Raw genomic sequence first — 25,368 nt, 5'->3', positions numbered from 1 at the left:
AATGACAGTGCTCATTGCAGGGTGCGGTGACCTCGGCACCGAGGCCGGGCTGCGCTTCGCCTCCGCCGGGGACCGGGTGCTTGGCTGGAGGCGCTCCCCGGGGAAGCTGCCCGCAGCGCTTGAGGGGGCGGCGGTCGACCTGACGGGAACCCTTCCCCCGATTCCGGAGGACACAAGCGTGGTCGTCATCGCGACGGCCGCCGGCGAGCGCACCGAGGCGGCCTACCGGGCGGCCTATGTCGATGCCACCGCCAATGTCCTCGACGCGCTGGAGCGCGACGGGGTGAACCCGGAACGCATCATCTTCGTCTCCTCAACCGCCGTGTACGGAGACTTCGGCGGCGGGTGGGTCACCGAGGACTCACCGGCGGAGCCGGGCAGCCCGACGGGAAAAATCCTCCGGGAAGCAGAGACGCTCCTGCTCGAACGCCATCGCGCCGCCCTGGTGCTGCGGCTCTCCGGGATCTACGGGCCCGGACGCACCCGGCTGATCGACCAGGTGCGAAGCGGGAGGGCGGTGCTTCCCGAGACCGTCCAGTGGACAAACCGCATCCACCGCGACGACGCGGCAGCGGCAATTGTCCACCTCGCCACGGCGGTGTCCGACCCGGCGCGCATCTACCTGGGCACCGATGAACTGCCCGTTGACCTCGGAGAGGTGCTTGTCTTCCTCGCCGGAGAACTGCGGCTCCCCGTACCCTCGTCCGGGCCGACGAGCACGACCCGCGGCGGCGACAAACGCTGCAGCAGCGCCCTGCTGCGCGCCACGGGGTTCGGCTTCACCTACCCCACGTACCGCGAAGGGTACCGGGCCGTGCTTGCCGGAGAGGGCGTCAGGCACCCGTAGGCCTGCCCTGTACCGGCCGGACACTTGGAGGAAGAAGTAGACGACGGGAGCATCCCGCGGGAGCATCCTTGAGGGAGGGCAGTACCCTCGCCTTTCCTCCAGAACGGAAACCCATCGTGGCCGAAGTACAGGTAGTAACCGGGGCGGGCCCCGTCGGCTCGACGGTGGCGCTGCGCCTCGCCGGAAGCGGCAAGCGGGTCCGGATCCTGACGCGCTCCGGCAGCGGCCCTGAACACCCCCTCATCGAGCGCCTCATCGTCGACGTCTCCGATCCCGCAGCGCTCGAGCCGGCCCTCGGTGGAGCCTCGGCCGTCTTCCACTGCATCCACGGCTCGTCCTACTCGGCCGCAGTGTGGGAGAAGGAGCTTCCCCGCGCCGAGGCGGTGGTGCTTGAAGCCGCGGGCAGGGAGGACGCCGTCGTCGTCTTCCCCGAAAGCCTCTATTCGTACGACAGGCCGGAGGAGGTGTTGACCGAATCCGGGCCGCGCAATGCGTCGACCGGAAAGCGGGGAGTCCGGGCACGGCTCCTTCAGGCCCGCGAGGCGTCAGCGACCCCGACGGTCAGCGTTGTCGCTTCGGACTTCTTCGGGCCCCGTGCGCTCAACTCCCACATGGGCGAGCGGGTTGTCCCCTCCGTGCTCGCCGGGCGGCGCATCACTGTGATCGGCAGCCTCGATGTGCCCCACTCCTTCACCTACGTGCCCGATCTTGCGGCGGCGATGATTACCGCCGCATCACGGAAGGACGCATGGAACAGCGTCCTTCACGCACCCACCCTCCCCGCGCTCACGCAGCGCGGCATGATCGAGGCCTTCGCCGCGGCTGCCGGCGTGCCCGCGCCACGGCTCGGGGCGGTTCCCGGCTGGCTGGTCCGCCTCATCGGGCGCTTCCAGCCGTCGATGCGCGAACTTGCGGAGATGCTCTACCAGTTCGAGCGTCCCTTCGTGATGGACTCGCGGTTCACGGAAGACCTGCTGGGCCTTGCCCCGACACCGCTTGACGACGCGGCCCGTGCCACAATCGCCTGGTGGCGGGCCCGCAGCGCCGCCTAGCCCGGAAGCAGGCCCCGGCGTGCGGCCTGCCGAGGCTCCGGCTGCGCCGCGCTCGCCCGCGCCAGGCCCCAGAGCGCGCGCACCGACCACGCGAAGATGCTGATCACCAGGAGGTTCCGCAGGGTGAGCAGGACGGCCACGGCGGCATTGAGTTCAAAGCGCAGGGTGTCGTAGAAGATCGGGTAGACGACGGTTGTGAGCCCGGCGGTGAAGAGCATCGCGATGGCCGGGTAGCGCCAGTTCCTTGGCTCGTCGAGGACCAGCCCCGCCCCGATCACCGCCGCGATCCACAGCATGAACTGGGGTGAACCCACCTTGTTGAACACCACGAGGGTCGCCACGAGCGCCAGGGCCCCGACGGCGAGCAGGGGCGCGACAGGTGCGCCGCGCCGCTGGGCGGCGATGACCAGGCCGGCGATGACCAGGACGGCGACGGCCAGAAGCGGGCTCATGAGCGCCGCGACGGTGTCGCTGAGCGCCCCGCGGATTTCCGCCGTGTTGATGGCGTCGTTGTCATAGACGTGCGCGCCCGAGCTGCCGACGATCGCCTGCCACAGCCCCGGCGTCGTCAGGGGTGCCTCGAGCTGCATTCCCCGCTCGCCCTGGGCCTGAAGGAACCCCGTGATGTTGCGCAGGTCCCCCGCAGCGGCGACGAGCGCCGCGATTGCGGCCGAAAGCGCGGTGCCCGCGAGCAGGATCCGCCACCGCCGCGGGCTGACGATGAGGGCCGTGAGAACGACGGCGGCGGGCCAGACCTTGATCCAGGTGGCCGCGCTGAGGATCAGCGAGGCAATGAAGGGGCGGGAGGCAACGAGCAGCATGCCCACGATCACCAGGGGGGCGGTCAGGCCGTCGAGGCGGCCGACGGCGACCGGGCCCAGCAGGGCGGTGGCGGTGAGCCACCAGTAGGCGGCCGTGTACCCGCGGGGGCCGGAGTAGCGGAGCAGCGCCGCGGTGCCCGCGGCGTTGAGCGCGGCGAACATCCCGAACCACGCCAGCTGGTAGAGGGACGGGCCGAAGACGGTTGCCACGAGCATCGGAAGCAGCGCACCGACCGGGTAGACCCAGGCCGTGTCGATTCCCTCCCATGCTCCGCCATTGAACCCCTGGTACGCCCAGTCCCGGTAGAAGTTGATGTCGCTGAGGACTCCCCCGGTGAGGATGAAGGGCAGCAGGCGGGCAAGGAAGCCGGCATGGATGAGGGCGAAGAAGAGCCATACCGAAGATCGGCGGTTTCGAGTGGCGGGACTCGGCAGTCGCAGTCGCACGGAACTCCTCGGGTGGCGGGTTGATACGGCGCCGCCCAGTCTTTCATCCACCGGGCGCCCGCGGGAAATTTTCCCGGTCATCTCCCCGCAATCCACCGCCCCGCACGCGTACCTGGCGCGCGGCGCCGCTCCCCGGTCTTCCTCGACCCTTGGGTTACGCTTCTTCCGAAAAGTGAAGCCAAGGGGAGGCAAAACAACGATGCTCGATACGGCCACCCTGCGGATCACTTTCAGCGTTGTCGCGTTCACCCTGCTTGTCCTGTTCTACCTCCTGGCGTACCGCCGCACCCGGTCGAAGTACAGCGCGTGGTGGTGTCTGGCGATCGCCCTGTTCCTCGCCGGGGCCTCCCTGTACCTCCTGGACGGCACGGCCCACCAGTGGTGGGCCAACCCCGCCGCGAACAGCATGCTCGTTGCCGGAGCTGCAAGTGTCTGGGCCGGCGCGCGCACCCTGAGGACAACCCGGCCGAAGGTCTGGCAGCTCGCAGCCGGACCCGCCGGAGCCGCCGTCGCTTCGGCCCTTGACCAGCCTGCGGTGAACGACTGGGCCGGAGGGATGGTGTTCCTGGGCCTCATGGCCCTGCTCATGGGGCTCGCCTCGTCGGAAATGTGGCGCACTCCCCTGGCGCGGGAACCCATCCAGCGGCCCATGGCCGTCGGTTCGGGCCTCCTTGCCGTTTTCTACTCGGGACGATGTGTTGCATTCGTTGTAGACGGCGCAGACGGCAGGACCTTTCAGACGTACTTCGGCTCGTCCGTGACAACACTCATCACGCTGACGTTGCTTGTGGTTGTCTCCTTCAGCATGACGGCCCTGAGCAATGAGCAGGCGACACGGGCCCTGCAGCTGCGCGCCACCCAGGACGGCCTGACCGGGCTGCTCAACCGTGCGTGTTTCCTCGACCTTGCCGAGATCGACCTTCAGCGGATGCGCCAGGCCGGGACCACCGGTTCCCTCATCCTCGCCGACCTCGACCACTTCAAGGCGGTCAACGACACCTACGGCCATGCCGCAGGGGACGAGGCGATCCGGTCCTTCGCCGAAGCCTGCACGCGGACCGTCCGCTCAACGGACCTTGTTGGCCGCTACGGCGGAGAGGAGTTCGTCCTGCTGCTTCCCGGCGCCGCCGCCGACCGCGCCGAGACCCTCACCGCGCAGATCAGCGCCCACCTCCACACTCTGCAGCTGCCGGGGCGCTTCCGGCTGCCCACCGCGAGTTACGGCATCGCGGAGATCGGACCGGGGACAACCGATCTTGAGTCGGTCATTGCACGGGCCGACGCAGCGCTCTATGAGGCGAAATCCGCAGGCCGGGACCGCGCCGCACACGCCGCTGCCGACGACGGCGGGAGGACCGCGCCGGATACGGCCGCCCACCCACGGCCAACCGGCCGGCTGCTATAGTTCACGGCAGTCGGGCGCCCGCCCAGCGGAAGGCCCGATGCCGCGCATTACCCGTCCCGCCACTTCGGAGGTCCTGCAGTTGATCGCACTGGCCGCGCTCCGGCACGTCTGCCGTCGGCAGGGAAGCTGAACCATGGGCGCAACCGAGCTTTCGGTCCTGCTGTGGCGTGAGCGCCAGGCCCTTGAACTGCTTCTCGCCGCAGCCGAGGAACGGAACCGGTCCGGCGCCGCGGGCCGGCCGGCCGGTGATCCCGCCCCGCACCAGGCAGAAGGCGGCGAAGCAGGCGAGGCGCTTGGGCTGATCCGCCTGGCCCGGGACATCGAGCTCGCGGGGGTTGCCGAGGAGTGGGGCCTGGGACCCGGGGCCGGTCTGCTCGAGGCGGCGGCCGCAGCCCCTCCCGGCTCGTGGGGCTGGATCCTCGAGTCACACCATCAGGCGATCAGCGAGCTCAACGAGCAGCTCCGCCATGCGCGGGAGTTCCCGGGCAGCACCGGCACCCAAGCGGCGCCGAGCCGGGACGGCCGGCTGGACGGTTAAACGGCGGCGGGATCGGGCCCGGCAGGTGAGGCGCCCCCGGGCGGCGGGTCTGCACGGCCGGAGGTGGCCGGCTGGTTCTCGAGGGACAGATCCCGCAGGTACCGCAGCACGACGATGCACACGGCAGTGGTTGGCACGGCCAGGAACGCCCCGACGATCCCGAAGAGGGTGCCGCCGGCAGTCACCGAAGCGAGCACCACGGCCGGATGGATCTTCAATGTCCTGCCGACCAGCATCGGCTGCAGCAGCACGCTTTCAAGTTGCTGGACCACAATCACCAGCGCCAGGACGATCAATGCGGTGACCCAGCCGTGGGCGAGGAGCGCCACAACCGTGGCGAGCAGACCCGTGGCGATGGCACCGACGATGGGGATGAACGCGCCAAAGAAAATCAGGACCGCCAGCGGCAGCGCCAGCGGGATGTCGAGCAGCCAAAGGCCGAGGCCGATGAACACTGCGTCGACAAGCGCAACCGCCGCCTGTGCCGCGATGAAGACGGAAAGGGTCTGCCAGGAATCGCGGGAGACGTGCGCCGCATGCGTGAAGGCCTGTGAGTTCGTCCACCTGCTTGTCCATGCCAGGAAGCGGTCGCCGTCCTTGAGGCAGAAGAAGGCGAAGACGATTGTCAGCAGGAGCACGACCGCCCCGGAGGTGAGGGTACCGAGCCCCGAGGTGATTCCGGTGATGATTTCCCCGGTGTGGGCCTGCGCCTGGTCCACGGCAGCGTCGAACACGTTGATCAGGTCGGCATTCTCAAGGTTCAGGGGCGGACCGGCGACGAACTTGCTGAGGTCGGTAAGGGTTCCGCGCGAAAGGATGATGAGTTCCCGGGTTCCGGAGGCGGCCGAGGGAACCACCAGGAGCCCTATCCCGCCGACGAGGGCGAGGAACCCCAGCACGGAGACGAGGGCGGCGAGTGCGTTGGGCAGGATCCGCCGTGCGATCCGGTTCGGTGGCCACAGGATTGAGGCGAGCAGCAGGGCCAGCAGCCCGGGCAGGACAACCGACCACAGGGCCCGGATGACGAGCCAGAGGATGACCAGACCCGCAAGGACAACGATTCCGCGCGCGGTCCACGCGGCGGCCGCGCTGAGACCGCTCGCGAAGGCGCGCCGGCGGAAGCGGCGCGGGCGCGCCTGGGCCGGCGGGCGAAGCTCCCCACCCTGCCCCGGCGTTTCGTCGGCGTTGAAGCTGTTGGAAGTCACCTCCCTCATCCTGCCCTATCGGGCGCGCTGGGTCAGCGGCGGGAGTACTGCGCGGCGGCCTCGAGGCGCCCGGCCTCCCCAACGCCGCTGTGGATCTGCTGCACCAGCCAGTCCACGAGGAGCCGGCCGGCACCGGCGTAGGCCGCTTTCGCGTCGTGCTGCTGGGCATGCCACCGGTTCACGTTGGCCCCGACCTGCATGCCCGAGAGGAACACGGTCAGCGGGCATTCGGGAAGTGCGCGGGGGTGGGGCGAACCGAGGCGCGCAAACTGCCAGTGGTAGGCGAGGGCACCAAGGAAGGTCCTGAAGGAGTCGATGCGCACGGGAAGCTCAAAGCTTTCCACCCAGCCCGCGGCGTCGCCCGGAAGCAGCGGCCGCGCGAAGTAGTAGCCCTGGCCCAGCGGTGCTCCCAGCACGGTGACGGCCTCGGCGATCCCCTCATCCTCAAGGCCCTCGACCACCACGTTCATGCCGAAGTCCCTGCCCATCTGGATCAGCGTCGCGACGAGGCCAAGGGTTTCGGTGGGTTTCCTGCGGATCTCGGCGAGCAGGTCCTGGTCGAGCTTGATCGCGTTGAACGGAAGCGAGGAAAGCCGTTTGAGGCTGCTGTAGCCGCCGCCGAGGTCGTCCATGGCAAGGCCCACCCCGAGGTCAACGAGCTGGTTCAGCGCGTCGCGCTGGATGTCCCATTCAAGGGTCTGCGATTCGAGCAGCTCAAGGCCCAGCCGGTGAGGGGCGATGTTGTGCCGCTCCAGCGCCGCCCGGATCAGCCCCGGCGAGCCCGGGTCGAGCAGGGTGGTCGGGGGCAGGTTGACCGACACGTTATAGGAAAGACCGACGGCGTCCCAGCCGGCGAGGCGGGCGAGCGATTGATCGAGGACCGTCGCGAATACGAAATCAAGGTCGGCGTCGCTCAGATAGCGGAGGAACCCCGCCGGCCGCAGTACCCGCCCGCTCGGGAGCCGGAGGCGCGCAAGGGCTTCGAAGAGGTGGACCGACCCGTCGCGCAGGTCGATGACCGGCTGCAGGTTGATGCACAGCCCGCCTCCATAGAGGGCGGCCCGGTATTCCTCGAGCGCTCCGCCGTCCTCCTCGTCCCGGTCCTGAATAGCCGCCGGCTCTTCAGGCGCAGCAGGGGCGGCGGCGGTCCTCGAAGGAGTTGCCGCGGCGGAGGCAGGTCCCGAACCGGCAGGAACTCCAACGGGCACCGCGCCGGACTCCGGCGCAAGTGCCCACCAGCGGTTCCGTTCCCGCTTGCGCTTTTTCACCCAGTACAACGATTCGTCGGCGCTCCTGAGCAGCGTGGCCGTATCGAAACCGTCCTGAGGGAACAGGGCGAGGCCCATGCTCATGCCGACGGTGACGCTGCGGTCTCCGACTGCGAAGGGAACCTGGACGGCGTAGGAAAGCCGTTCGAGGATGCGCGTCAGGCTTTCCTCGGCGCTGGCACGGCTTATGCCACCGAGCACCACGATGAACTCGTCGCCGCCCATCCGGCCGAGGAAATCCTCGTCGCGCAGCTGGGCCTGCATCCGGACCGCCCACTCCTTGAGGAGCTGGTCGCCCGCCTCATGCCCGAAGGTGTTGTTGACGGCACGAAAGTCGTCGAGGTCGATCATGCCGACGGCGGCGGTGACCTCCGCCCGGGAGCCGCCGGCGACGAGTTCGGCGAGGTGCTCGTTCATCGCCACGCGGTTCGGCAGTCCCGTCACCGGGTCGTGGAGGGCCTGGAAGCGCAGTTGTTCGTGGAGCGCCATCCTCGTGTTGATGTCCCGCTGGGTGCTGACGTAGTGGGTCACCCCGCCACCCTTGGATCGAAGCGGGGTGATGGCGAGCATGTTCCAGAACGCCGAACCGTCCTTGCGGTAGTTGAGGATCTCGCCCTGGAACACCTCGCCGGCCGCGAGGGCGAGGCGGATCGCGGCCCTCGTGTCGGGGTCGGTTCCCTGCCCCTGGAGCATGCGGCAGTTGCGTCCCAGGACGTCGCCGCGCGTGTAGCCGGTGATGCGAGTGAAGGAGTCGGTGACGTGGAGGATTTTCTCCGACGCGTCGGTGATGAGGGATAGTTCGGAGGTGGCCTCAAGGGCCCTCATGAAAAGGTCGTGCGGCAGATCACCGTCGCCAAAGCGCGGTCCATGGCGCAAGTGCATGCTGTGTAGTCCCCCTCTACAAAGCGCAGTCCATCCACGCACTGCCCCGTTGAGACGGCACCGCGCGGCGCGACACTGCGCCTTTCCCCAAGATAGCTATTGGCATGCTAGCCCCATTTCCCTCAGCCGTATATGCACAACAGGTGATACAGATGGGAAAGACGTTATTTCGAATGTCCAGGTTGGCTCGATGGACCACTTCGCAGGACGGCCCAACATGACACCCGGGGTCCCCGGCTGGGAAGATCGACGAATGAGCACGCCATGGGCCGACCGCCCCGAAACCCTGCCGCCGGTACCGCCCGGGCGACCGGCATGAGGATTCGATGACCCAGGAACGCGCAAGGGCAACGCGGCAGGCGATCATCGCGGGGGCGGCGTCGGTCTTCGAGGTTCAGGGCTACGGTCTGACCTCGCTCGCCCGGGTCGCCGACGAGGCCGGGGTGACAAAGGGCGCACTGTACTTCCATTTCGCCTCCAAGGAAGCGCTGGCCCAGGCCGTCATCGAGGAACAGCATGCCTTCGCAATGAAGCACTCCGAACCGATCCTCAGCCAGGGCCACCCGGCGCTCGTCGCGATGATCCTGATCACCCGCGGCTTCGGACAGGACCTCCTCCACGAACCGATCGTGCGGGCAGGAGTCAGGCTCACCTTTGAGGCAACCGCGTTCGGGGCCGACGTCGCGGCGCCGTACCAGGACTGGGTGAACAGCATGGAACGGCTCTCCGCCACTGCGCAGACCGAGGGCTACCTGCGCCCCTCCCTTGACGCAGCTGTCTTCGCGCGCCTGCTTGTTGCCGCATTCACCGGCGTCCAGATGGTCTCGAACATCCTCACCGCCCGGGAGGATGTGATGCGGCGCATTGAAGAGATGTGGGCGATCCTCCTGCCGGGGGTTCTCGCCGAGGCACACCTGGGGGACAGCAATGTCCTAGCCGGACTCACTACCGAAGGGACCTAGACAAACCGGTCGGACGGTTTGTTATTCGTGCCACTGACGCTTACGCTTGTCGTCGGCTAGGTCCTTGCCGCTCCGTGGGGGAAGCGGCGAGCCCGGGAACCGACGTTCCTGCCGGTGGCCGTGCCCGGCGCCTGGCTAATCGGGCCCGGGCACGTCCGCCACCATCGGATCCCGACCAGCCTTCCTGGCGCCGTTAGTCCAGTTCCGCGTGCCGGGACCTCAGCGCCTCGACCACCAGATCGTGGTCATCCATCTGGGGCAGTCCCGACACCGTCACGGTCGCCACCGGCCCCACCCCGCGCACGTAAAGGGGGAAGGCGCCGCCGTGGGCGGCATACACGCCCTGGTCGAACATGGGGTTGTTGTCGATCCGCCCGCCGTTGCGGCGGGCGCGCAATCCAACGAGCAGGGACGGCTCGCCGTAGCGCACCGCCGTGCGGCGCTTCGCCCGCAGCCACAGGTCATTGTCGAGAGTCGCTCCAGCCAGGGCAACGTGGAACACCACGTGCTCGCCCCTGCTGATATCGATGGCTATGGGCAGGTTCCGCTCGTTGCCAAGCTCGACCAGCAGGAGTCCGAGGGCGAGCGCGTCCTCGGGGGTGAACCGCGGAAACTGCAGCTCGGCGATTTCGGATTCGATCCGGCCGATGAGGCCGACCAGCGCGGCCTCCGGCTGCTCCTGCCAGGCATCGGGCTCGAATACGGGGTTGGCGTTCGGGGAATCTGCGCTGGGTGTCTGCATTTCACCAACCTACTCCCGTCCGGCTTCGGCGCAGAAGGCCTCAGCGCACCAGACGTACGACGTTGACGGCTATTCCCAGGAGCGGCTCCGAGGTGCCGGCGCCGTCCGCCGTGAAGCCGATGCGGTGGTAGTCAGCTCCTCCCGGGCGGGGTGAAGTCCACCCCGCCCGGGAGGCGCTGACGACGCGGTGAACCCTACCGGCGCTTAAGGACGCCGCGCAGGATTCCGCTGAGCCCGCCTCCGCTGCTCACACCGCCCCGGCCGGTTCCTCCGGTGCGGCCGACGCCACCGGTGCGTGGCCGGCGGGTGCCGGTCGTGCCCGAGGTGGTTCCGCTTCGGCCCGCGAACCGCCCGGCTGCATTGAGAATTCTGTTACCCAGGCCCATGACGTGCTCCCCTGTTCGCCTGCGCCCGCCGACGGTGCGTCGGCGGATCACGTTCCCATCCTAGGCTCCGCCCCCGGCCCCGGCCACGACTTTTCCCCATCACCGGCACTCCCCCGCGGGTCGCCGGGCTGAGTAGCATGGTGCTGAGCAACCGGTCGGAACGGGGCCGGCGCGAGCGCCGCGCTCGTGCCCGTCCTACTGGATTGCGGCGCGCAGCCGCAGAAGGGCGGGCATCATGGCGGTCGCTGAGGACGACGGCGGGGAAATGATCATCGGCGACATCACCCGGCCGCGGGGACGCGCCCTGGCCGTGGGACTTTCCGGTTCGGACGGCGACGAGGTGCTCAAAATAGGCTGGGTTGAGCAGGACGCCGAACTTGAGCTGACCCTTGATGAGGCGACGGCCCTGCGCGACGAGATCGACAGGATCATCCGCGAGCGCAGTTGAGGCCCGGGCATCGGCGGGCGCATTGCGGGGCGGATCACCCCGCCCTGTGCGGCGCCTAACCCTGGATGGCTGGTTCGGCGACGATCACCCGGTGGTTCCCTTCGCACTGGTACAGCGCGATAGCGCCTTCGGGGACGGGGCCGGCGGCTGGCCACTGGCTTTCGGGAAGTTCCTGCATCGAAGCCCCGCAGGACGGACACACTGGGTTCATTGCATTTCTCCTCCGCGCTGGTCCTGCAATTAAACGCCATCCCGGGCAGGTGCGAGCGGCGGCGCCAAAACGATTCGGAGTTGCGGTGACCGGCCGCAGGGCCTAGCGGGGGCGTTAAGCTGCCGCCCGTCATAGTGGTCGACACGGGCACCCCGCCCTCCAGACGGCGCCGAGCCGGCAGCGGTTGGCGCGGTATGTTGGCTATTCGATCATCCTCGCCGGGGCCGTGCTCGCTGCTCGTTCGCTGCTCGTGCTTTTCGCCGCCGCCGGGAAGGAACTCGTTTCAGGACATCATGCAAGGAGCAGTGAAGGGTCAATGCCGCAGGAACACCACGAACGGACCGACTGGCCCACCGGCTTCCTCTGGGGTTCGGCCACAGCCGCGGCCCAGGTCGAAGGGGCAGGTCACGAGGGCGGCAAGGAGGATTCGGTCTGGGACGCCTTCGCCCGTGTTCCGGGCGCGGTCGCAAAGGGCGACAACCTCGAGACGGCCGTCGACCACTACCACCGCATGCCCGAAGATGTGCGCCTGATGAAGGAGCTGGGCCTGGGGTCCTACCGGTTCTCCACGAGCTGGGCCCGCGTGCGGCCCGGTGACCGCGCCGCTAACCCGGTCGGACTCGACTTCTACTCCCGGCTTGTCGATGAACTGCTTGAGGCCGGCATCCTGCCTTGGCTGACCCTCTCCCACTGGGACCTGCCCCAGGCGCTCGAAGAGAAGGGCGGCTGGGCGAACCGCGACACCGCCTACCGCTTCATCGACTACGCGGCCGACGTCCACTCGGCCCTCGGCGACAGGGTGCAGCACTGGACGACGTTCAACGAGCCCTTCTGCTCCTCGCTGCTGGGCTACGGATCGGGAGTCCACGCACCCGGCCGCCAGGAGCCGCGGGCTGCGATTGCCGCAGTGCATCACCAGCATCTCGCACACGGCCTGGCCGTGAAGGAACTGCGCTCCCTCGGCGCCCAGAACCTCGGCATCACCCTAAACCTGAGCAATTCGATTCCGCGCGACCCCGCCGATCCGGCGGACCTTGAAGCGGCCCGCCTCTTCGATTCGCTGCAGAACCGGATCTTCCTCGATCCGATCCTGCGCGGCGCCTACCCCGAGGACACGCTGCGCGACCTCGAGCCCTTCGGGCTTTCCGGGCTCATCCGGCCGGGCGACCTCGAGCTCATCGGCGCCCCCCTCGATTTCCTGGGCGTCAACCACTACCACGACGACCTGATCAGCGGCCACGCCGACGACGCCGGCAGCGACGGCCACTCCGGCGGAACCGAGCGCGCGGCGGCCTCACCGTGGATCGGCGCGGAGCACATCGCATTTCCCAGCCGGGGCCTTCCGCGCACCGCGATGAACTGGGAAGTTAACCCCGACGGGCTGCGCCACCTGCTGGTGCGCCTCGGGAAGGAATACGAGACCCTGCCTCCGCTGTATGTCACCGAGAACGGTGCGGCCTACGACGACGAGGTCAGCGCCGACGGCGCCGTCCACGACACCGAACGCACCCAGTTCATCCTCGACCATATCGATGCGGTCAGCCGTGCCATCTCAGAAGGGGCCGACGTGCGCGGCTACTTCGTCTGGTCGCTGCTCGATAACTTCGAGTGGTCCTGGGGCTATGGCAAGCGGTTCGGCATCGTCCGGGTCGATTATGAGACGCTGGCCAGGACGGTCAAGGACAGCGGAATCGCCTACAGCCGTGTCATTGCCGAGGCCCGGGCAGGCTCGGGAAGCGCCTGAATCACCGGCGGGCGCTGCGTTACAGCAGCGTTGGCGCCCGCTCCGGGATTCGGCTCAGGCTTCGGCTTCCTCCGGTTCCTCCGCTGCCTGCTGCAGGTCGCGCAGGTCCAGTTCCGAATTGATTTCCTCGAGCCGGAACTCCGTCTCCGGCTCAACCATGCCCAGCTCATCAACCTCGGCGTCGACCGCGCGGTGCACCTTGCTGTTCAGCATCTCGACTGCCTCAGTGCCCAGAACGCTCAGGTCCTCGGGAAACGGGTCCTCGGCGGTCAGCTTGCTGTTTGTGTACATGTCTCTTGCTCTGTCTACGCGGCGGGACTTGTTGAATACCTTACCGTCGGGCTGTCACCAGAGGAGTTTCGCCCGGGATTCCCCACTAGGAAAGCATATAGTTAGAACATCTAACAAGTTATTCCTGCCCGGCGTGGTCCGCACGGGTCAGGCGGGCGGCCAGGCCTCGGGGCTCACCACGAACGGATCGATCCGCCGGACGTCCGGTTCTGGAAGGTCCGCCGCATCCGCTATGTCGGCGGGACTTTCGCCGTGGCGCAGCGCCGTTGCGACAGCCTCTTCAAGGCTGAGGGCTGCATGGTCCAATTCAAATGCCGCGGCTTCTTTGTCTGCGGCGGCAACCCGGATACGGCGGAGGTCTTCCTCGTTCATCATTGCTAACCCTTCTCAAAGGACCAGGCATGCACAGGAAGGCTTATCCCCCATTGTGCTCCGCAGCGATCAGCGGATCAGGCCAATCATAGAAGTACTTCACCAAGCGCGATAGCCCTCTTCGGCGCGGCCCTGAGCGGCTGCCGCGGGCACGCCTTTGCTTCGGCCGCCGGTATTTGCCAGTGTTGCCTTCAACGTTCTGAATTCCTACCGGGGGCGAACAATTCCATGGACCTTGTTTCTGCTGCCAAGAGCCTCTACGCACTGCCGCTTGAGGAGTTCACGGGTGCCCGCGACGAGCAGGCGAAGGCGGTCGCCAGCGCCGGGGACAAGGCCCTCGGCGCCGAGATCCGGAAGCTCAAGAAGGCATCGGCGGCGGCCTGGCTGGTGAACATGCTTGTCCACCACCGGTCGGGGGAGGTTGAGCAGATCCTCGAACTGGGCCAGGCGCTGCGGGAAGCACAGGAGGGCCTCGACCGCGCCACGTTGAACGCCCTGGGCCAGCAGCGGCAACGCCTCGTGGCGGCAGTGGCCCGGCAGAGCCGTGACCTTGCCGCGGAATTGGGGCACGAGGTCGGCGTGGCGGCGCTCCCCGACGTCGAGAAGACCCTCCGCGCCGCGATGACCGATCCCGCGGCGGCGGCCGCCGTGCTGAGCGGTCGGCTGCTGCGCCCGCTTGAGGCGTCGGGGTGGGACCCGGTCGATCTCGCCGGCGCCGTCGGCGGGCCGTTCGATGCGGCCGCACCCGTGCCGGCCGGCGCCGCACGGGGACGGGCCTCGGCGCCGGAGGACGGCGCGGAGCAGGGCGGACGGGCAGCGCGGCTCCTCGATGAGGCACGCGCTGCCCTTGGGGAGTCCGAGGCTGAAGCCCGGGAAGCCGAGGCAACGGTGGCACGGGCCGAGCACCGGGCGCACCGCGTCTCGGTCCGGCGCGAAGGGCTGGAGGCTTCCGTCGAGGACCTTGAGGAGCGGCTGCGCGCCCTGCGCCGCGAACTCGAGGTCATCACGGAGGAGTCCGTGGACGCTGAGCGGAGCCGGAAGGAGGCCGCGAGGGAGGCCGAAGCTGCCCGCCGCTCCCTTGACCGGGCGCGGAGGCGGGTGGAGGAACTGACCTAATCCGTCACCTCCCGCCCGGGAGCGCAGGCTTCGTGAGACCATGGGCACCATCACGCCGCCCGCAGCAGAATTGAGCTTCCTCGATGGACGAGACCACAGGGAACCGCGACACAATGGTGCTGCGCTTCATGGCCGCCCCGACCGATGTCGCGGTCAGCGGTGGAACCATTCAGGCGGGCCGCGTCCTCGAATGGATCGACAAGGCCGGCTTCGCCTGTGCCGTCGGCTGGAGTGGCGGGTACTGCGTCACCGCCTATGTCGGCGACGTCCGGTTCACCCGGCCGATCCCCGCCGGCAGCCTTATTGAGGTCCACGCCAAGCTCGTCTACACCGGCCGCACCAGCATGCACATCCTCGTGAGTGTCCTTTCGGCGAACCCCCGCTCGGCGAAGTATGTCGAGGCAACGGAGTGCCTCCTTGTTTTCGTCGCCGTTGACGACTCCGGCTCGCCCCGCCGGGTGCCCGAGTGGCTTCCGACGACCGACGTCGAGAAGGCCTTCCAGTCGGCGGCGCATGCGCGGATTCCCATCCGCGCCCAGATCAAGGAGGAGGTTGCCCGCCACTCCTACACCGCGGCGGGATCCGCGCCGCAGATGACCTTCCGGTTCCTTTCGGCACCCACTGACGCCAACTGGAGCGGAAAGACGCACGGCGGCACCGTCATGGCCTGGATCGACGAAACGGCCTACGCCTGTGCGACCGGGTGGAGCAGGCAGCACACAGTCGCCGTCTACTCGGGCGGAATCCACTTCCACCGGCCCATCCCGGTGGGGCACATCCTCGAGATCGAGGCCCGGCTGCTGCTGACGGGTACCTCGAGCATGCACATTGGGCTCAGGGTGCGCTCGGCCGACCCGCGCGATCAGGTGATGGGCCTTTCCGCGCAGTGCCTTAGCGTTTTCGTTGCGCTCGACGGCGAGGGCCGCACCGTGCCGGTGCCCGCGTACGAACCGGTCACCGAGGAGGACAAGGCACTGCACAGGCACGCGCTGCGGCTCAAGGAGCTGCGCGAGGGGATGCCGGTTCTCGACCTGAGTGTGTGATGCGACGGCCAGTCTGAGCCCACGGCAAGCCGGGTATGCTAACCCCTCATTTCTCAGGTTTCAAACAGCCCTCGAGCCGGACAGCCCATCCGGCCCCTCGATAACATTTTGATGTACCACAGAGAGGTCTCCTTACTGTTTGGAAGGTTGAATCGATGCGTACGTCAGCATTTTTTGTTGCCCCCACCCTCGCGCTCACCGCACTGGCCCTCACGGCCGGACCGGTTGCCGCGCAGACCGGCGCAACGTCCTACTCCGCAACACTTGCCCCCTCGAACAACAGCGGGACATCGGGCCAGGCCATGATCCAGCTGCAGGGCAGCCAGGCCACGATCACAATGAACATCGCCGGGGCGGCGCCCGTCCTGATGGACATGCCGTTCGTCCACGCCCAGCACATCCACATCGGCGGTCAGGGACGCTGTGCGGGTCCCGAGGCTGATGCCAACGGCGACGGTGTCGTCGACTCGCCCGAAGGTGAGCCGATCGAAGGCGCAATCAGCACAACGCTTTCGCTCTCGGGTGACACAAGCCCGGCGTCGGCGCTGGCCCTTGACCGGCTCCCCGCCGGCGGTGCCTACACGTACCAGCGCACAATCACCCTTGACCCGGCAACGGTCCAGGCGATCCAGTCAGGTGCCGCCATCGTCGAGGTTCACGGCGTCGACCCGGCTCGGCTTCCCGCTGCTGCGCAGCAGCAGCAGAGCACCCTTGATCCGTCGCTGCCCCTTGCTGCAACCCTGCCCGCCGCGTGCGGCGAGATTGTCGCAGCGCAGATGGCAGGCGCCGTTCCCGAAGGCGGCGCCGACACCGGCGTCGAGGGAATCCAGGCGGCCGAGGACGGGCAGGCCGCGCTGCCGCTTGCAGCCGGGGCGTTGCTTCTCGCGGCCGGAACCCTCGCTGGCGGCGCAACCGCGTGGCGCCGGCGGAGCTCCGCCCGGAGCTGAGCGGATCCCTGCTGGACCGCATCCGCGGCCCCGGTGCCGATGCGCCGGGGCCGCGCCTGCGGGACCCGCCTCTCGCCGCCTGTCCGTCGACCGGTATCGCCAGGGCTATCGGAATAACGCCGGAAAGCGGTAGGTTGCCGCAGTATGACCAACAATGATCAGGCGACTTCACATCTCTCTCCCACGATTAACCTGAAGGATCTCGGCACCGTCAACCGCCTTGGCTTCGGTGCAATGCGCATCGTGGGCGAGAACGTCTGGGGCGAACCGGCCAACCGGGGCACCTCCATCGAGGTTGTCCGCCGCGCTGTTGAATTGGGCGTTGACTTCATCGACACCGCGGACTCCTACGGGCCCAACGTCAGCGAAGAGATCATCGTTGAGGCCCTCCACCCCTACCCGGATGGCCTGCGCATTGCCACGAAGGTCGGCTTCACCCGTCCCGCGCCCACCCGGTGGGTGGCCGTTGGGCGCGCGGAATACCTGCGCCAGCAGACCGAGCTGAGCCTCCGCAAGCTCAAGGTGGACAGCCTGGATCTGCTCCAGCTCCACCGCATCGATCCGAAGGTTGATGTCGAAGAACAGTTCTCCACCCTCCGCGACCTCCAGCAGGAAGGCAAGGTCCGCGCCCTCGGGCTCTCCGAGGTCACGGTCGACCAGCTCAAGGAAGCCGAAAAGTACTTCACCGTCTCCACGGTGCAGAACCGCTACAACCTCACCGACCGCAACTCCGAAGACGTGCTGGCCTACGCCACAGAGAACGGCATCGGGTTCATCCCCTGGGCCCCCATCTCCGCCGGTGAGCTGGCCCGCCCGGGCGGCCCGCTTGACGAGGCTGCAAAGCGGCTCGGTGCCAGCACCTCCCAGGTGGCCCTGGCATGGCTGCTGCGCCGCTCGCCCGTCATGGTGCCGATCCCGGGCACCGGCTCCATCGCCCACCTCGAAGAGAACATGCGTGCCCTCGACATCGTCCTCGACGACGCCACCTATGACGAACTCGAAGCCGCACGGTAAGCCCCGGCATCACCTGGGGGCATAAAATAACGCACCAGGTCGCTGACTATAAGGACATCACATCCCAGAGAGGGCGGACCCGCACGGGCGCGCCCGAGAAGGAGCACAATCCCATGGCTCGAATCCTGATGGTTGTTTCATCCGCCGATGCCCTCACCATGAAGGACGGCACCTCGCATCCGACAGGTGTCTGGGCCGAGGAGCTTGTCGTCGCCCACCGCACCCTCCGCGAAGCCGGCCACTCGGTCCAGCTCGCCTCGCCCGGCGGAGTCAAGCCGACAATCGATGCCGCGAGCCTCGATCCGAAGCAGGTCGGGGGCCAGACGAAGGCCGATGAGTTCCGCGGCTACCTCGAGGACATCGACAGCGAGCTTTCCTCGCCGCTGGTCCTCGCGCACGTCACGGCGTCCGACTTCGACGGCGTCGTGATGCCAGGCGGCCACGGCCCCATGGCGGACCTCGCCGCGAATAAAGACCTCGGCCGCATCCTGGTCGAGACGAATAATGCGGGCAAGGTCATCGCGCCCTTCTGCCATGGGCCTGCCGGCCTGCTCAGCGCCGTGAACGAGGACGGCAGCTTCGCCTTCGCCGGGCGTCGGCTGACGGTCTTCACCAACGAGGAGGAACTGACGGGCGGAACCGGCGAGAATACGCCGTGGCTCGTTGAGGACGTCCTTCGCGAGAAGGGAGCCCTGGTTGAGGGCGCCGATTCGTGGACCAGCTTCATGGTGCGCGACGGAAACCTCATCACCGGTCAGAACCCGCAGTCAAGCGAGGAAGTCGCCAAGGAAGTCATCAAGGCACTCGCCGAGTAGCCTTCGGGCTGATGCAGGAAAACCAACGACGGCGGGCGGTCACCGGGAGGTGGCCGCCCGCCGTCGTTATGTGCGCCCTCCTTGCTTGCTGGAGCCTTCCGCCGGCTCAGCCGAAGAGCGCCGGGCGCATGCAGGTCAGGTAGGTGTTGAGGGAGCGGGCGCGGTCCACCTCCGCCTTCCCAACCTCGGCGACGAGCAGTTCCTCCCCGTCCCCGGCGAGCCCAAGGAAGGTTCCATACGGGCTGGCAATGCTGCTGAGCCCCGTGAACCCGGGGGCCGTGTGGTTGGCGTAGGCGATGTAGACGCCGTTCTCCAACGCACGCGCCGGCACCAGCAGGGTCGATATCCGCTCGGCGTTGTAGGTGTGCTCGGGCGGCCGGCCCCCGACATCTCCCGTCGCGGGAACCGCAGTGGGAATGCACAGCAGGTCGGCTCCGCGGCGTGCGGCGCTTCGCGAATATTCGGGGAACTCGATGTCGTAGCAGATGCCGAGGGCTACGGTGAGGCCCATCAGGGGAACAAGTTCAGGGAGGTCGCTTCCCGGGGTGAAGACCGACTTTTCCTCGGGCCCGAACAGATGCGACTTCCGATACCGGGTCAGCTCCGCTCCCTGCGCATCGAACAGTGAGGCGCTGATGTGGGGGCCGCCCGCTGCTGCCTCGACTGTCGATCCGACGAGCGCGATGCGGTGCCGGCGGGCGATGTCCGCCAGTTCTGCCCGGATGCCCTGCCCGTCGGAACCGACAACCCGCTCGGGAGCGTAGCCGGTTGCGAAGAGTTCGGGGGTCACCAGGAGGTCCGCCCCCTGCTCCGCGGCGCGCGCCGCGTACCCCTCGAGGCGACGCAGGTTCTCGCCGACGGCGTTGACCGCCCCCGCTGCCTGCAGTACTGCCATTCCGGGCACGGCTCCTCCTCCCGAGGCGGCCGCCGGTGGAGGCGCCTCTTGCGCAACTTCAACGGAAAATCCATTGACAGCCCCCATGATAGGCACAACTATTGATCCAAAACCGAATGAGATTCGATTATTGGAGAACGGGAACAATGGATTCTGCTGACACCACGACGGCCGCCGAGCTGAAACGGCGGCTCACCGAAATCTCGGCCCACGAGCAGGGCGACACCTCCCGCAGGGCCCTCTCGGGTCGGGACCTCGGCCTGTTCACGGCGGTGACGCTGGGCATCACCCTGCTCGGCTTCCTGGTACTGGCCCTGTGAGCACCGCACGCGGCGAGCGCGGTGCTCCCGAAGCCGCAACCGAGAGCGGCGGATCGCTCGGTTCGCTCCCCCTGCTCCGCAGGGAACGGATCTGGAACGGCGCCGACTTCACCGGGGTCAACATCAGCCTCGCCATCGCCACCTGGGCGTTCCTCGTCGGCGGATCGACGGCACTGCTCGTGGGCTTCCAGCAGGGCATTGCCGCTATGGTCATCGGCAACGCGATCGGCCTGGGCTTCATGATCCTTGCGAGCGTCGTCGCGAGCCAGCGCTACGGGGTGGAGCAGTACACAATCCTCCGTCCGGTCTTCGGGCTTGTGGGCGTCGGCATCCTTGTCTTCACCGTCATCCTGATCACCGAAATGGGCTGGTCGTCGCTGCTGGCGATCATGGTCGGCCGCGCCGTCACGCAGGTGTCGAACTCGACCTTCGGCACCGAGTTCGGGCCCGAAAGCCTCATGGTGACGTTCTTCGCCCTTGTCGCAATCGCTGTCTCCTGGTGGATCCTCTCCCGCGGGCCGGTCACGATCGGCCGGTTCAACAAATTCATTGCTCCGGGCCTGATCGTCGTGACGCTGTTCCTGATGGTCTTCCTCGTCATCAACACCTCCTGGGACACGCTGTTCACCGCCGCTCCGCTCGCGCCGTTCGAGGACGAACGGCTCAACTTCGCCCTGGCCGTGGAGTTCAACGCTGGGGTGGGTGTCTCCTGGTACCCGGTGATGGGCTCGCTGGCCCGGCTGACCAAGACGCCGCGGGCGGCCCTGTGGCCCTCCTACGGCGGGCTGCTCGGAGCCACCCTGATCGCGCAGATCGTCGGCATGGCCGCTGCCCTGACGCTCGGGGATTCGGATCCGACGGTGTGGATGCTGCCGTTCGGCGGCCCCGTGCTCGGGGCGTTCATCCTGCTGTTCATCGCCTTCGCCAACATCACCAGCACATCCTCAATCGTCTACTCGACGGTGCTTGCCATCCGGCAGGCGAGCGGCAACCTGCTCTCGCGGGTCAGGTGGGCCTGGCTCTGCGCCGCGTTCTTCGTCCTGCCGGCCATCCTCGCGTTCTTCCCTGGCTTCATGTACCTGCGGTTCATGACCTTCGTGACCCTCAGCGGCGCCTTCCTTGCCCCGATGTGCGGGGCGATCATCGCCGACTACTTCGTGCTGCGCCGCCAGCGCGTCGCCCTGGAGGACCTCTACCGCCACCGCGGTGACAGCGCCTACCACTTCCATGGAGGAATCAACTGGGCCGGGCTCGGCGCCGTCGCGGCCGGGGCCGTCTTCTACCTTGCCATTTACAACCCGGTCACCCTGACCACCCTGCCGGTCTTCAGCTACATCACTGCATCCCTCCCCTCGGCGATCGTCGGAGCGCTGGTCTACTACGTGCTCGCCCGGGTCCTCTATGTCCGCCGCGGCATCGGCGGCTATGCTCCCGCCGCGGAGAAGGTTGAGGGGCGCGCATGAGCCGCCTCTCGCGGGCCGCACTGCACCGGGCCGGCTCACGGAGCCTCGACCTGACGACCGTTGCCGTTGCCGATCCGATCCCGGGGACGGTCCTTGTGCGCATGGGCGCCTCGGGGGTCTGCGGATCGGACCGGCACGTGCTCGACGGCGACTGGACGCTGCCCTCGCCCACGGTGATGGGCCATGAAGGGGCCGGCACCGTCGAGGCGATCGGCGACGGCGTCACCGATGTGGCTGTGGGCGACCACGTGATTCTCTCCTGGTTCTACCCCTGCCGGCGCTGCACCGCCTGCGTCTCGGGCAAGTCCTACGTGTGCACGGGCAGCCGGTCCGAGGAGTGCCTGCTGCCCGACGGAAGCACACCGCTCTCGATCGACGGCGGGGACGCATTCCCCTACCTCAGCGTCGGATCGATGAGCGAATACGCTGTGGTCCCCGAGGCCGGTGCCATCCGCATCCCCCGAGACGTGCCGTTCGACGTCGCGAGCCTCATCGGCTGCTCGGTCGCAACGGGTTTCGGGGCGGTGGTGAACGACGCGGGAGTGGAGGCCGGAACCTCCGCCGTGGTGGTTGGATCCGGCGGTGTCGGGCTCTCAATCATCATGGCGCTGGAGCTCGTCGGAGCGAACCCGATCATCGCCGTCGACCTGAGCGAGGAAAAGCTCGCCGCGGCGAAAGGCTTCGGCGCCACGCACACGCTCACGCCCTCCCCCGGCCTGGCGGAGGAGATCCGCGGGTTGACGGGAGGCGGCGCCGCCTACGCGTTTGAGGCCATCGGGCGGGTGGAGACTATCGAATCCCTCCCCTCCCTGCTCGCGGCGGGCGGGAAGGCCATCATCGTCGGCCTGCCCCCCGAAGATTCTCCGGTCTCGATCGACGCCCTCGCGTTGGCCGAGAGCGGCAAGTCGCTCATAGGCTCGAACTACGGTTCGACGGTCCCGGGGCGGGACTTCCCACGCCTTGCCGAGCTCTACCTCGCGGGACGGCTGCCGGTCGACCGGCTCATCTCCCATCGGATCGGACTTGACGACGTCAACGACGCGTTCGAGGCGATGCGCCGGGGCGAGCGTGCCCGCAGCGTGATCGTGTTCTAGCCGGCTGAAGGTTCGGACGGAAAGGTCGACCGGAAGCCGCCGCAGGACGGTGAAGACAGGTATGCCGCGTCCGCGGCAAGGACAAGAGTGCCGCAGCGCGGTTCACGACAGGGGGAAAATGGGGCGTCCTCGCCAGGCGATTCTGTCGCCGGAAAAGATCTACCGGGCAGCCCTCGAGCTGGTCGATGAGTTCGGGGACTTCACCCTGCCGGGACTGGCTCAACGGCTTTCGGTCAGCCCGTCGTCCATCTACCACCATGTGCAGGGGCGTTCGGAAATCATCAATGGGATCCGTTCGGTGATCGGATCGGATGCGCTCGCGGCAGGCGATTTCTTCACGGCTGGCCCTGCCTGGCAGGACCGGGCGGCGGCGTGGGCCCGCAGTTACCGCAGCGCACTGGGCCAGCACGCGAAAGCCATACCGCTGCTCGTCGGCGAAGTGGTTACGGACAAGGCCACCCTCGAGATCTACGAACACCTCGCTGACCTGTTCGTGGGGGCGGGTTTCACCGCAAACGATGTGGTAGTGGCGGTGACGGTCCTCGACAGCTTCATGCTCGGCTCAGCGCTGGATTCGGCGTCCCCGGAGGCCGCCTGGCTTGCCGATCCCGCCTCCCAGCCCGCCCTGCATGGAGCGTTTGCGCAGGCCTGCCTCGATGGACCGCGCTCCGACCTCGGGTTCGAAGCGGGGGTGGAGGCGATTCTTGCCTATCTTGGGACGCTGCCCCAGAATCCCTCCGCGGCAACGGCTCCCCGACGGGCATCGAACCCCGAATGAACGACACATCCCGTATCGACACGGGATCCCAGAAAGCCAACGGATCCTCAAAAGACAACGGCGGGAGGCACCCCAGGTGCCTCCCGCCGTCGGTTCCCGCAGCAGGACCGGTCAGGGCCGGACTGCGGCAGCGGTTACTGCTTCTGCCAGGAGCCACAGCGCTTCGTGTTGAAGTCCTGGCCCTCGGCGAGGGTCACCATGGGGCGCCCTCCGCCGGGAATATCGTTTTCAAGAATGTCCGAGCCGTTGGTGCCCCCTGCGAGGATCGCCCAGTAGCAGGACGACCCGACCTCGCCGGTGGTGCGGTAGGTTCCCGCGGCGATGTCGGTGCCCACCGACCAGGTGCCCTCGGTGATGGTATTCGCCTTTGCCTTGGCTTCGGCACCGGCCACGGCGGCCTCGCGCTTGGCGACTGCGGATTTCGCCGCCGCTACTTCGGCATCGGCTGCTTCAACCGCAGCTTCGCGTTCTTCGAGTTCCGCCTCACGCTCCACCGTGCTGTCCTCAAGGGCCTCGTACCGGTCCTTCTGGTCCGCGACGACGATCTGCATTTCCCGGTTCCGCCCCTGCAGTTCGGCGTACTGTTCGCTCGCGGTCGGGTCGATGCTCGCCGCCCCGGCGGCCATGCCGCCCATGAAGATTGCCACAATTGACGCAACAGCAATGGTCCACTTACCCACACGGCCGAGCCGCGGCCTCCGGGGAGGGGAAACCGCCTTGCGGCTCTGCGGCGGAAAGGCGGGCTTTTCCGCCCTGGGCGTGAATGCCGTTTCGGAATCGGGCCGACCCTGAATGCTATCTAGTTTGCTGCTCAAAATTCTCCCCATTAAAGCGCGAATGACTCAGCAATAATACGCCTAGGAGATGTCCACCAATTCATCAGCAGACTTAATATTCCTACTCTGGAGAATTCACTTTCAAATGGAATGGAAATGCGGGCGTATTCTGCGACGGACACAAACGACGGCGGGAGGCACCCTAGGTGCCTCCCGCCGTCGTCGTTATGCTGCCGTTAATGCCCGGCGGAGCGTCAGCGCCATCCGGCGCCGGGAGCAACGTACTTGACGATGCTCTCCAGGAGTTGCGCGTTGTATTCGACTCCCAGTTGGTTGGGAATCGTGACGAGCACCGTGTCGGCTGCCTGCACTGCGGCGTCGGCGGCAAGCTTTGCCGCAATGACATCGGGCTCACCGATGTAGCTCTTGCCGAAGCGGGCCAGGGTGCCGTCGAGGTGACCGACCTGGTCCTTGCCCTCGACCTGGGCGCGCACGCCGAAGTAGTAGCGGTCCTCGTCGGTGACCAGCGGCATGACGCTGCGGCTCACCGAGACGCGCGGGGTGCCCGGATGTCCAGCCTCCGCCCACGCCTTCCGGAACACCTCGATCTGCTCGGCCTGGAGCTCATCGAAAGGTACGCCGGTGTCTTCGGTCAGCAGCGTGGAGCTCATCAGGTTCATGCCCTGCTCCCCCGCCCACTTCGCGGTGGCGCGGGTTCCCGAACCCCACCAGATGCGCTCGCTCAGCCCCGGCGACTGCGGATCGATCGCCAGCCGTCCTGCTGAGCCGGTCATGCGGGGATCGGCGGCGGCAATCTGCGCACCGGCGATGGCGGCGCGGAAGATAGCCGTCTTGTGGCGGGCGTCGTCGGCGTCGGACGAGCCCTCCGCCGGCACGTAGCCGAAGTTCTCGTAACCGCGCAGCGCCGGCTCGGGGGATCCCCGGCTGACGCCGAGCTGCAGCCTGCCGTTGCTGATCAGGTCGGTGACCGCCGCCTCCTCCGCCATGTAGAGGGGATTTTCGTAACGCATGTCAATAATGCCCGTACCCAGCTCGATCCGGCTGGTCCGGGCCGCCATGGCCGCGAGCAGCGGGAAGGGCGAGGCGAACTGGGGCGCGAAGTGGTGGACGCGCACGAAGGCGCCGTCGATGCCGACCTCCTCGGCGGCCACCGCGAGCTCCATTGTCTGCTGCAGGGCATCGCGGGCTGTAAGCACCATTGATCCCGGCACGTCCTGGTAATGACCAAAGGACAAAAAGCCAATCTTCTTCATTTCCGGGTAGCGCAACGGGCACCCCGCTTATTCCCGCGGAGCCGGGGCAGACACGGCCGGCGGGCATTCGCCCGTAACGGTTTTCCCTCCTTTGCCGTACGGCACCGAGTGTCGGGGCCGGACACGCCGTTGTGGGGGTGGTGCCGGCGGGAAAAGCGGGGGATTTCGCCCGCGGAAGAACCCGCGCGGAGATCACCGATCACCGGTATGTT

27 protein-coding genes are annotated in these 25,368 nt (G+C 67.6%); 16 read left to right on the top strand and 11 right to left on the bottom strand.

Going from position 1 to position 25,368, the window contains the following annotated elements:
- The first annotated feature begins 1 nt into the window (after window position 1).
- Both AC4D14_RS10585 and AC4D14_RS10580 read left to right on the top strand, forming a co-directional pair.
- Window positions 2-847: an NAD-dependent epimerase/dehydratase family protein gene (locus tag AC4D14_RS10585; protein ID WP_490902098.1), complete on the top strand. Its 846-nt coding sequence runs from the start codon at window positions 2-4 to the stop codon at window positions 845-847.
- A 116-nt stretch (window positions 848-963) separates the two neighbouring features.
- On the top strand, window positions 964-1,899 hold the full coding sequence (locus AC4D14_RS10580; RefSeq protein ID WP_490902097.1) for an NAD-dependent epimerase/dehydratase family protein: 936 nt from the start codon (window positions 964-966) through the stop codon (window positions 1,897-1,899).
- On the opposite strand, the gene AC4D14_RS10575 is transcribed toward AC4D14_RS10580, so the two are convergent.
- Complete coding sequence (locus tag AC4D14_RS10575) at window positions 1,896-3,167, bottom strand: glycosyltransferase 87 family protein (protein WP_490902095.1); 1,272 nt, start codon at window positions 3,165-3,167, stop codon at window positions 1,896-1,898. The genes AC4D14_RS10580 and AC4D14_RS10575 overlap by 4 nt on opposite strands.
- Window positions 3,168-3,366: 199 nt before the next feature.
- Here AC4D14_RS10575 and AC4D14_RS10570 point away from each other — a divergent pair, with 199 nt between their 5' ends.
- Both AC4D14_RS10570 and AC4D14_RS10565 read left to right on the top strand, forming a co-directional pair.
- A complete protein-coding gene (locus AC4D14_RS10570; protein ID WP_490902093.1) occupies window positions 3,367-4,572 on the top strand; it encodes a GGDEF domain-containing protein in 1,206 nt (401 codons plus the stop codon).
- Window positions 4,573-4,705: 133 nt separating this feature from the next.
- A complete protein-coding gene (locus tag AC4D14_RS10565) occupies window positions 4,706-5,110 on the top strand; it encodes a hypothetical protein (protein ID WP_490902091.1) in 405 nt (134 codons plus the stop codon).
- Here AC4D14_RS10565 and AC4D14_RS10560 read toward each other — a convergent pair.
- Together AC4D14_RS10560 and AC4D14_RS10555 are read right to left on the bottom strand one after the other, a co-directional pair.
- Window positions 5,107-6,315 (bottom strand): AI-2E family transporter, encoded by a 1,209-nt coding sequence (locus AC4D14_RS10560; protein ID WP_490902089.1) that lies wholly within the window; start codon window positions 6,313-6,315, stop codon window positions 5,107-5,109. The genes AC4D14_RS10565 and AC4D14_RS10560 overlap by 4 nt on opposite strands.
- Before the next feature lie 32 nt (window positions 6,316-6,347).
- A complete protein-coding gene (locus AC4D14_RS10555) occupies window positions 6,348-8,408 on the bottom strand; it encodes a putative bifunctional diguanylate cyclase/phosphodiesterase (protein WP_490902087.1) in 2,061 nt (686 codons plus the stop codon).
- A 383-nt stretch (window positions 8,409-8,791) separates the two neighbouring features.
- On the opposite strand from AC4D14_RS10555, the gene AC4D14_RS10550 reads away from it, so the two are divergent.
- Window positions 8,792-9,427 (top strand): ScbR family autoregulator-binding transcription factor, encoded by a 636-nt coding sequence (locus AC4D14_RS10550; protein ID WP_490902085.1) that lies wholly within the window; start codon window positions 8,792-8,794, stop codon window positions 9,425-9,427.
- A gap of 193 nt (window positions 9,428-9,620) precedes the next feature.
- Here AC4D14_RS10550 and AC4D14_RS10545 read toward each other — a convergent pair whose 3' ends face one another.
- Window positions 9,621-10,169, bottom strand: a complete 549-nt coding sequence (locus tag AC4D14_RS10545) for a heme-degrading domain-containing protein (protein ID WP_490902083.1) — start codon at window positions 10,167-10,169, stop codon at window positions 9,621-9,623.
- A gap of 194 nt (window positions 10,170-10,363) precedes the next feature.
- Window positions 10,364-10,606, bottom strand: a complete 243-nt coding sequence (locus tag AC4D14_RS10540) for a hypothetical protein (RefSeq protein ID WP_490902081.1) — start codon at window positions 10,604-10,606, stop codon at window positions 10,364-10,366.
- 184 nt (window positions 10,607-10,790) lie between these two features.
- Here AC4D14_RS10540 and AC4D14_RS10535 point away from each other — a divergent pair, with 184 nt between their 5' ends.
- Window positions 10,791-11,003 (top strand): hypothetical protein, encoded by a 213-nt coding sequence (locus AC4D14_RS10535; protein ID WP_490902079.1) that lies wholly within the window; start codon window positions 10,791-10,793, stop codon window positions 11,001-11,003.
- Window positions 11,004-11,058: 55 nt separating this feature from the next.
- On the opposite strand, the gene AC4D14_RS10530 is transcribed toward AC4D14_RS10535, so the two are convergent.
- On the bottom strand, window positions 11,059-11,214 hold the full coding sequence (locus AC4D14_RS10530) for a hypothetical protein (RefSeq protein WP_490902078.1): 156 nt from the start codon (window positions 11,212-11,214) through the stop codon (window positions 11,059-11,061).
- Window positions 11,215-11,530: 316 nt separating this feature from the next.
- Between AC4D14_RS10530 and AC4D14_RS10525 the strand changes: the two genes are divergently transcribed.
- Window positions 11,531-12,958, top strand: coding sequence for a GH1 family beta-glucosidase (locus AC4D14_RS10525; protein ID WP_490902389.1), 1,428 nt, complete (start codon window positions 11,531-11,533; stop codon window positions 12,956-12,958).
- Between the two features lie 54 nt (window positions 12,959-13,012).
- Here the strand turns inward: AC4D14_RS10525 and AC4D14_RS10520 are convergent, their stop codons facing one another.
- Entirely contained in the window at window positions 13,013-13,249 is a 237-nt protein-coding gene (locus AC4D14_RS10520; RefSeq protein WP_490902077.1) for a hypothetical protein, read from the bottom strand.
- Between the two features lie 147 nt (window positions 13,250-13,396).
- Window positions 13,397-13,624, bottom strand: coding sequence for a hypothetical protein (locus AC4D14_RS10515; protein ID WP_490902075.1), 228 nt, complete (start codon window positions 13,622-13,624; stop codon window positions 13,397-13,399).
- A gap of 225 nt (window positions 13,625-13,849) precedes the next feature.
- On the opposite strand from AC4D14_RS10515, the gene AC4D14_RS10510 reads away from it, so the two are divergent.
- The 5 genes from AC4D14_RS10510 (at window position 13,850) to AC4D14_RS10490 (ending at window position 18,556) form a co-directional block, all read left to right on the top strand.
- The gene (locus tag AC4D14_RS10510; protein WP_490902073.1) at window positions 13,850-14,737 is read left to right on the top strand and encodes a hypothetical protein; all 888 of its coding nucleotides are present in this window, start codon (window positions 13,850-13,852) and stop codon (window positions 14,735-14,737) included.
- Window positions 14,738-14,820: 83 nt separating this feature from the next.
- Window positions 14,821-15,780, top strand: coding sequence for an acyl-CoA thioesterase (locus tag AC4D14_RS10505; RefSeq protein WP_490902071.1), 960 nt, complete (start codon window positions 14,821-14,823; stop codon window positions 15,778-15,780).
- Between the two features lie 155 nt (window positions 15,781-15,935).
- Entirely contained in the window at window positions 15,936-16,727 is a 792-nt protein-coding gene (locus AC4D14_RS10500; protein WP_490902070.1) for a hypothetical protein, read from the top strand.
- 144 nt (window positions 16,728-16,871) lie between these two features.
- A complete protein-coding gene (locus AC4D14_RS10495) occupies window positions 16,872-17,741 on the top strand; it encodes an aldo/keto reductase (protein WP_490902069.1) in 870 nt (289 codons plus the stop codon).
- A 113-nt stretch (window positions 17,742-17,854) separates the two neighbouring features.
- Window positions 17,855-18,556, top strand: a complete 702-nt coding sequence (locus AC4D14_RS10490) for a type 1 glutamine amidotransferase domain-containing protein (protein ID WP_490902068.1) — start codon at window positions 17,855-17,857, stop codon at window positions 18,554-18,556.
- Between the two features lie 106 nt (window positions 18,557-18,662).
- Here AC4D14_RS10490 and AC4D14_RS10485 read toward each other — a convergent pair whose 3' ends face one another.
- Window positions 18,663-19,451, bottom strand: a complete 789-nt coding sequence (locus tag AC4D14_RS10485; protein ID WP_490902067.1) for a nitrilase-related carbon-nitrogen hydrolase — start codon at window positions 19,449-19,451, stop codon at window positions 18,663-18,665.
- Between the two features lie 146 nt (window positions 19,452-19,597).
- Between AC4D14_RS10485 and AC4D14_RS10480 the strand changes: the two genes are divergently transcribed.
- From AC4D14_RS10480 to AC4D14_RS10465, 4 genes are all read left to right on the top strand, one after another.
- Window positions 19,598-19,771 carry a hypothetical protein gene (locus AC4D14_RS10480; RefSeq protein WP_490902066.1) on the top strand — a complete coding sequence of 58 codons (174 nt, stop codon included), beginning with the start codon at window positions 19,598-19,600 and terminating at the stop codon, window positions 19,769-19,771.
- A complete protein-coding gene (locus tag AC4D14_RS10475; RefSeq protein ID WP_490902065.1) occupies window positions 19,768-21,234 on the top strand; it encodes a purine-cytosine permease family protein in 1,467 nt (488 codons plus the stop codon). The genes AC4D14_RS10480 and AC4D14_RS10475 overlap by 4 nt, the downstream gene beginning before the upstream one ends.
- Window positions 21,231-22,328: an alcohol dehydrogenase catalytic domain-containing protein gene (locus AC4D14_RS10470; protein WP_490902063.1), complete on the top strand. Its 1,098-nt coding sequence runs from the start codon at window positions 21,231-21,233 to the stop codon at window positions 22,326-22,328. The genes AC4D14_RS10475 and AC4D14_RS10470 overlap by 4 nt, the downstream gene beginning before the upstream one ends.
- A 118-nt stretch (window positions 22,329-22,446) precedes the next feature.
- Entirely contained in the window at window positions 22,447-23,106 is a 660-nt protein-coding gene (locus tag AC4D14_RS10465; RefSeq protein ID WP_490902061.1) for a TetR/AcrR family transcriptional regulator, read from the top strand.
- 134 nt (window positions 23,107-23,240) lie between these two features.
- Here AC4D14_RS10465 and AC4D14_RS10460 read toward each other — a convergent pair whose 3' ends face one another.
- Window positions 23,241-23,786 carry an Rv1352/Rv1906c domain-containing protein gene (locus AC4D14_RS10460; protein WP_490902059.1) on the bottom strand — a complete coding sequence of 182 codons (546 nt, stop codon included), beginning with the start codon at window positions 23,784-23,786 and terminating at the stop codon, window positions 23,241-23,243.
- Between the two features lie 350 nt (window positions 23,787-24,136).
- The gene (locus AC4D14_RS10455) at window positions 24,137-25,156 is read right to left on the bottom strand and encodes an LLM class flavin-dependent oxidoreductase (RefSeq protein WP_490902057.1); all 1,020 of its coding nucleotides are present in this window, start codon (window positions 25,154-25,156) and stop codon (window positions 24,137-24,139) included.
- Between the last annotated feature and the right edge of the window lie 212 nt (window positions 25,157-25,368).

It is taken from the genome of Arthrobacter sp. TJ-254 (genome assembly GCF_058269175.1).
The sequence above is the reverse complement of the archived record's forward strand: the minus strand, read 5'-3'. Positions and strand labels throughout refer to the sequence as shown.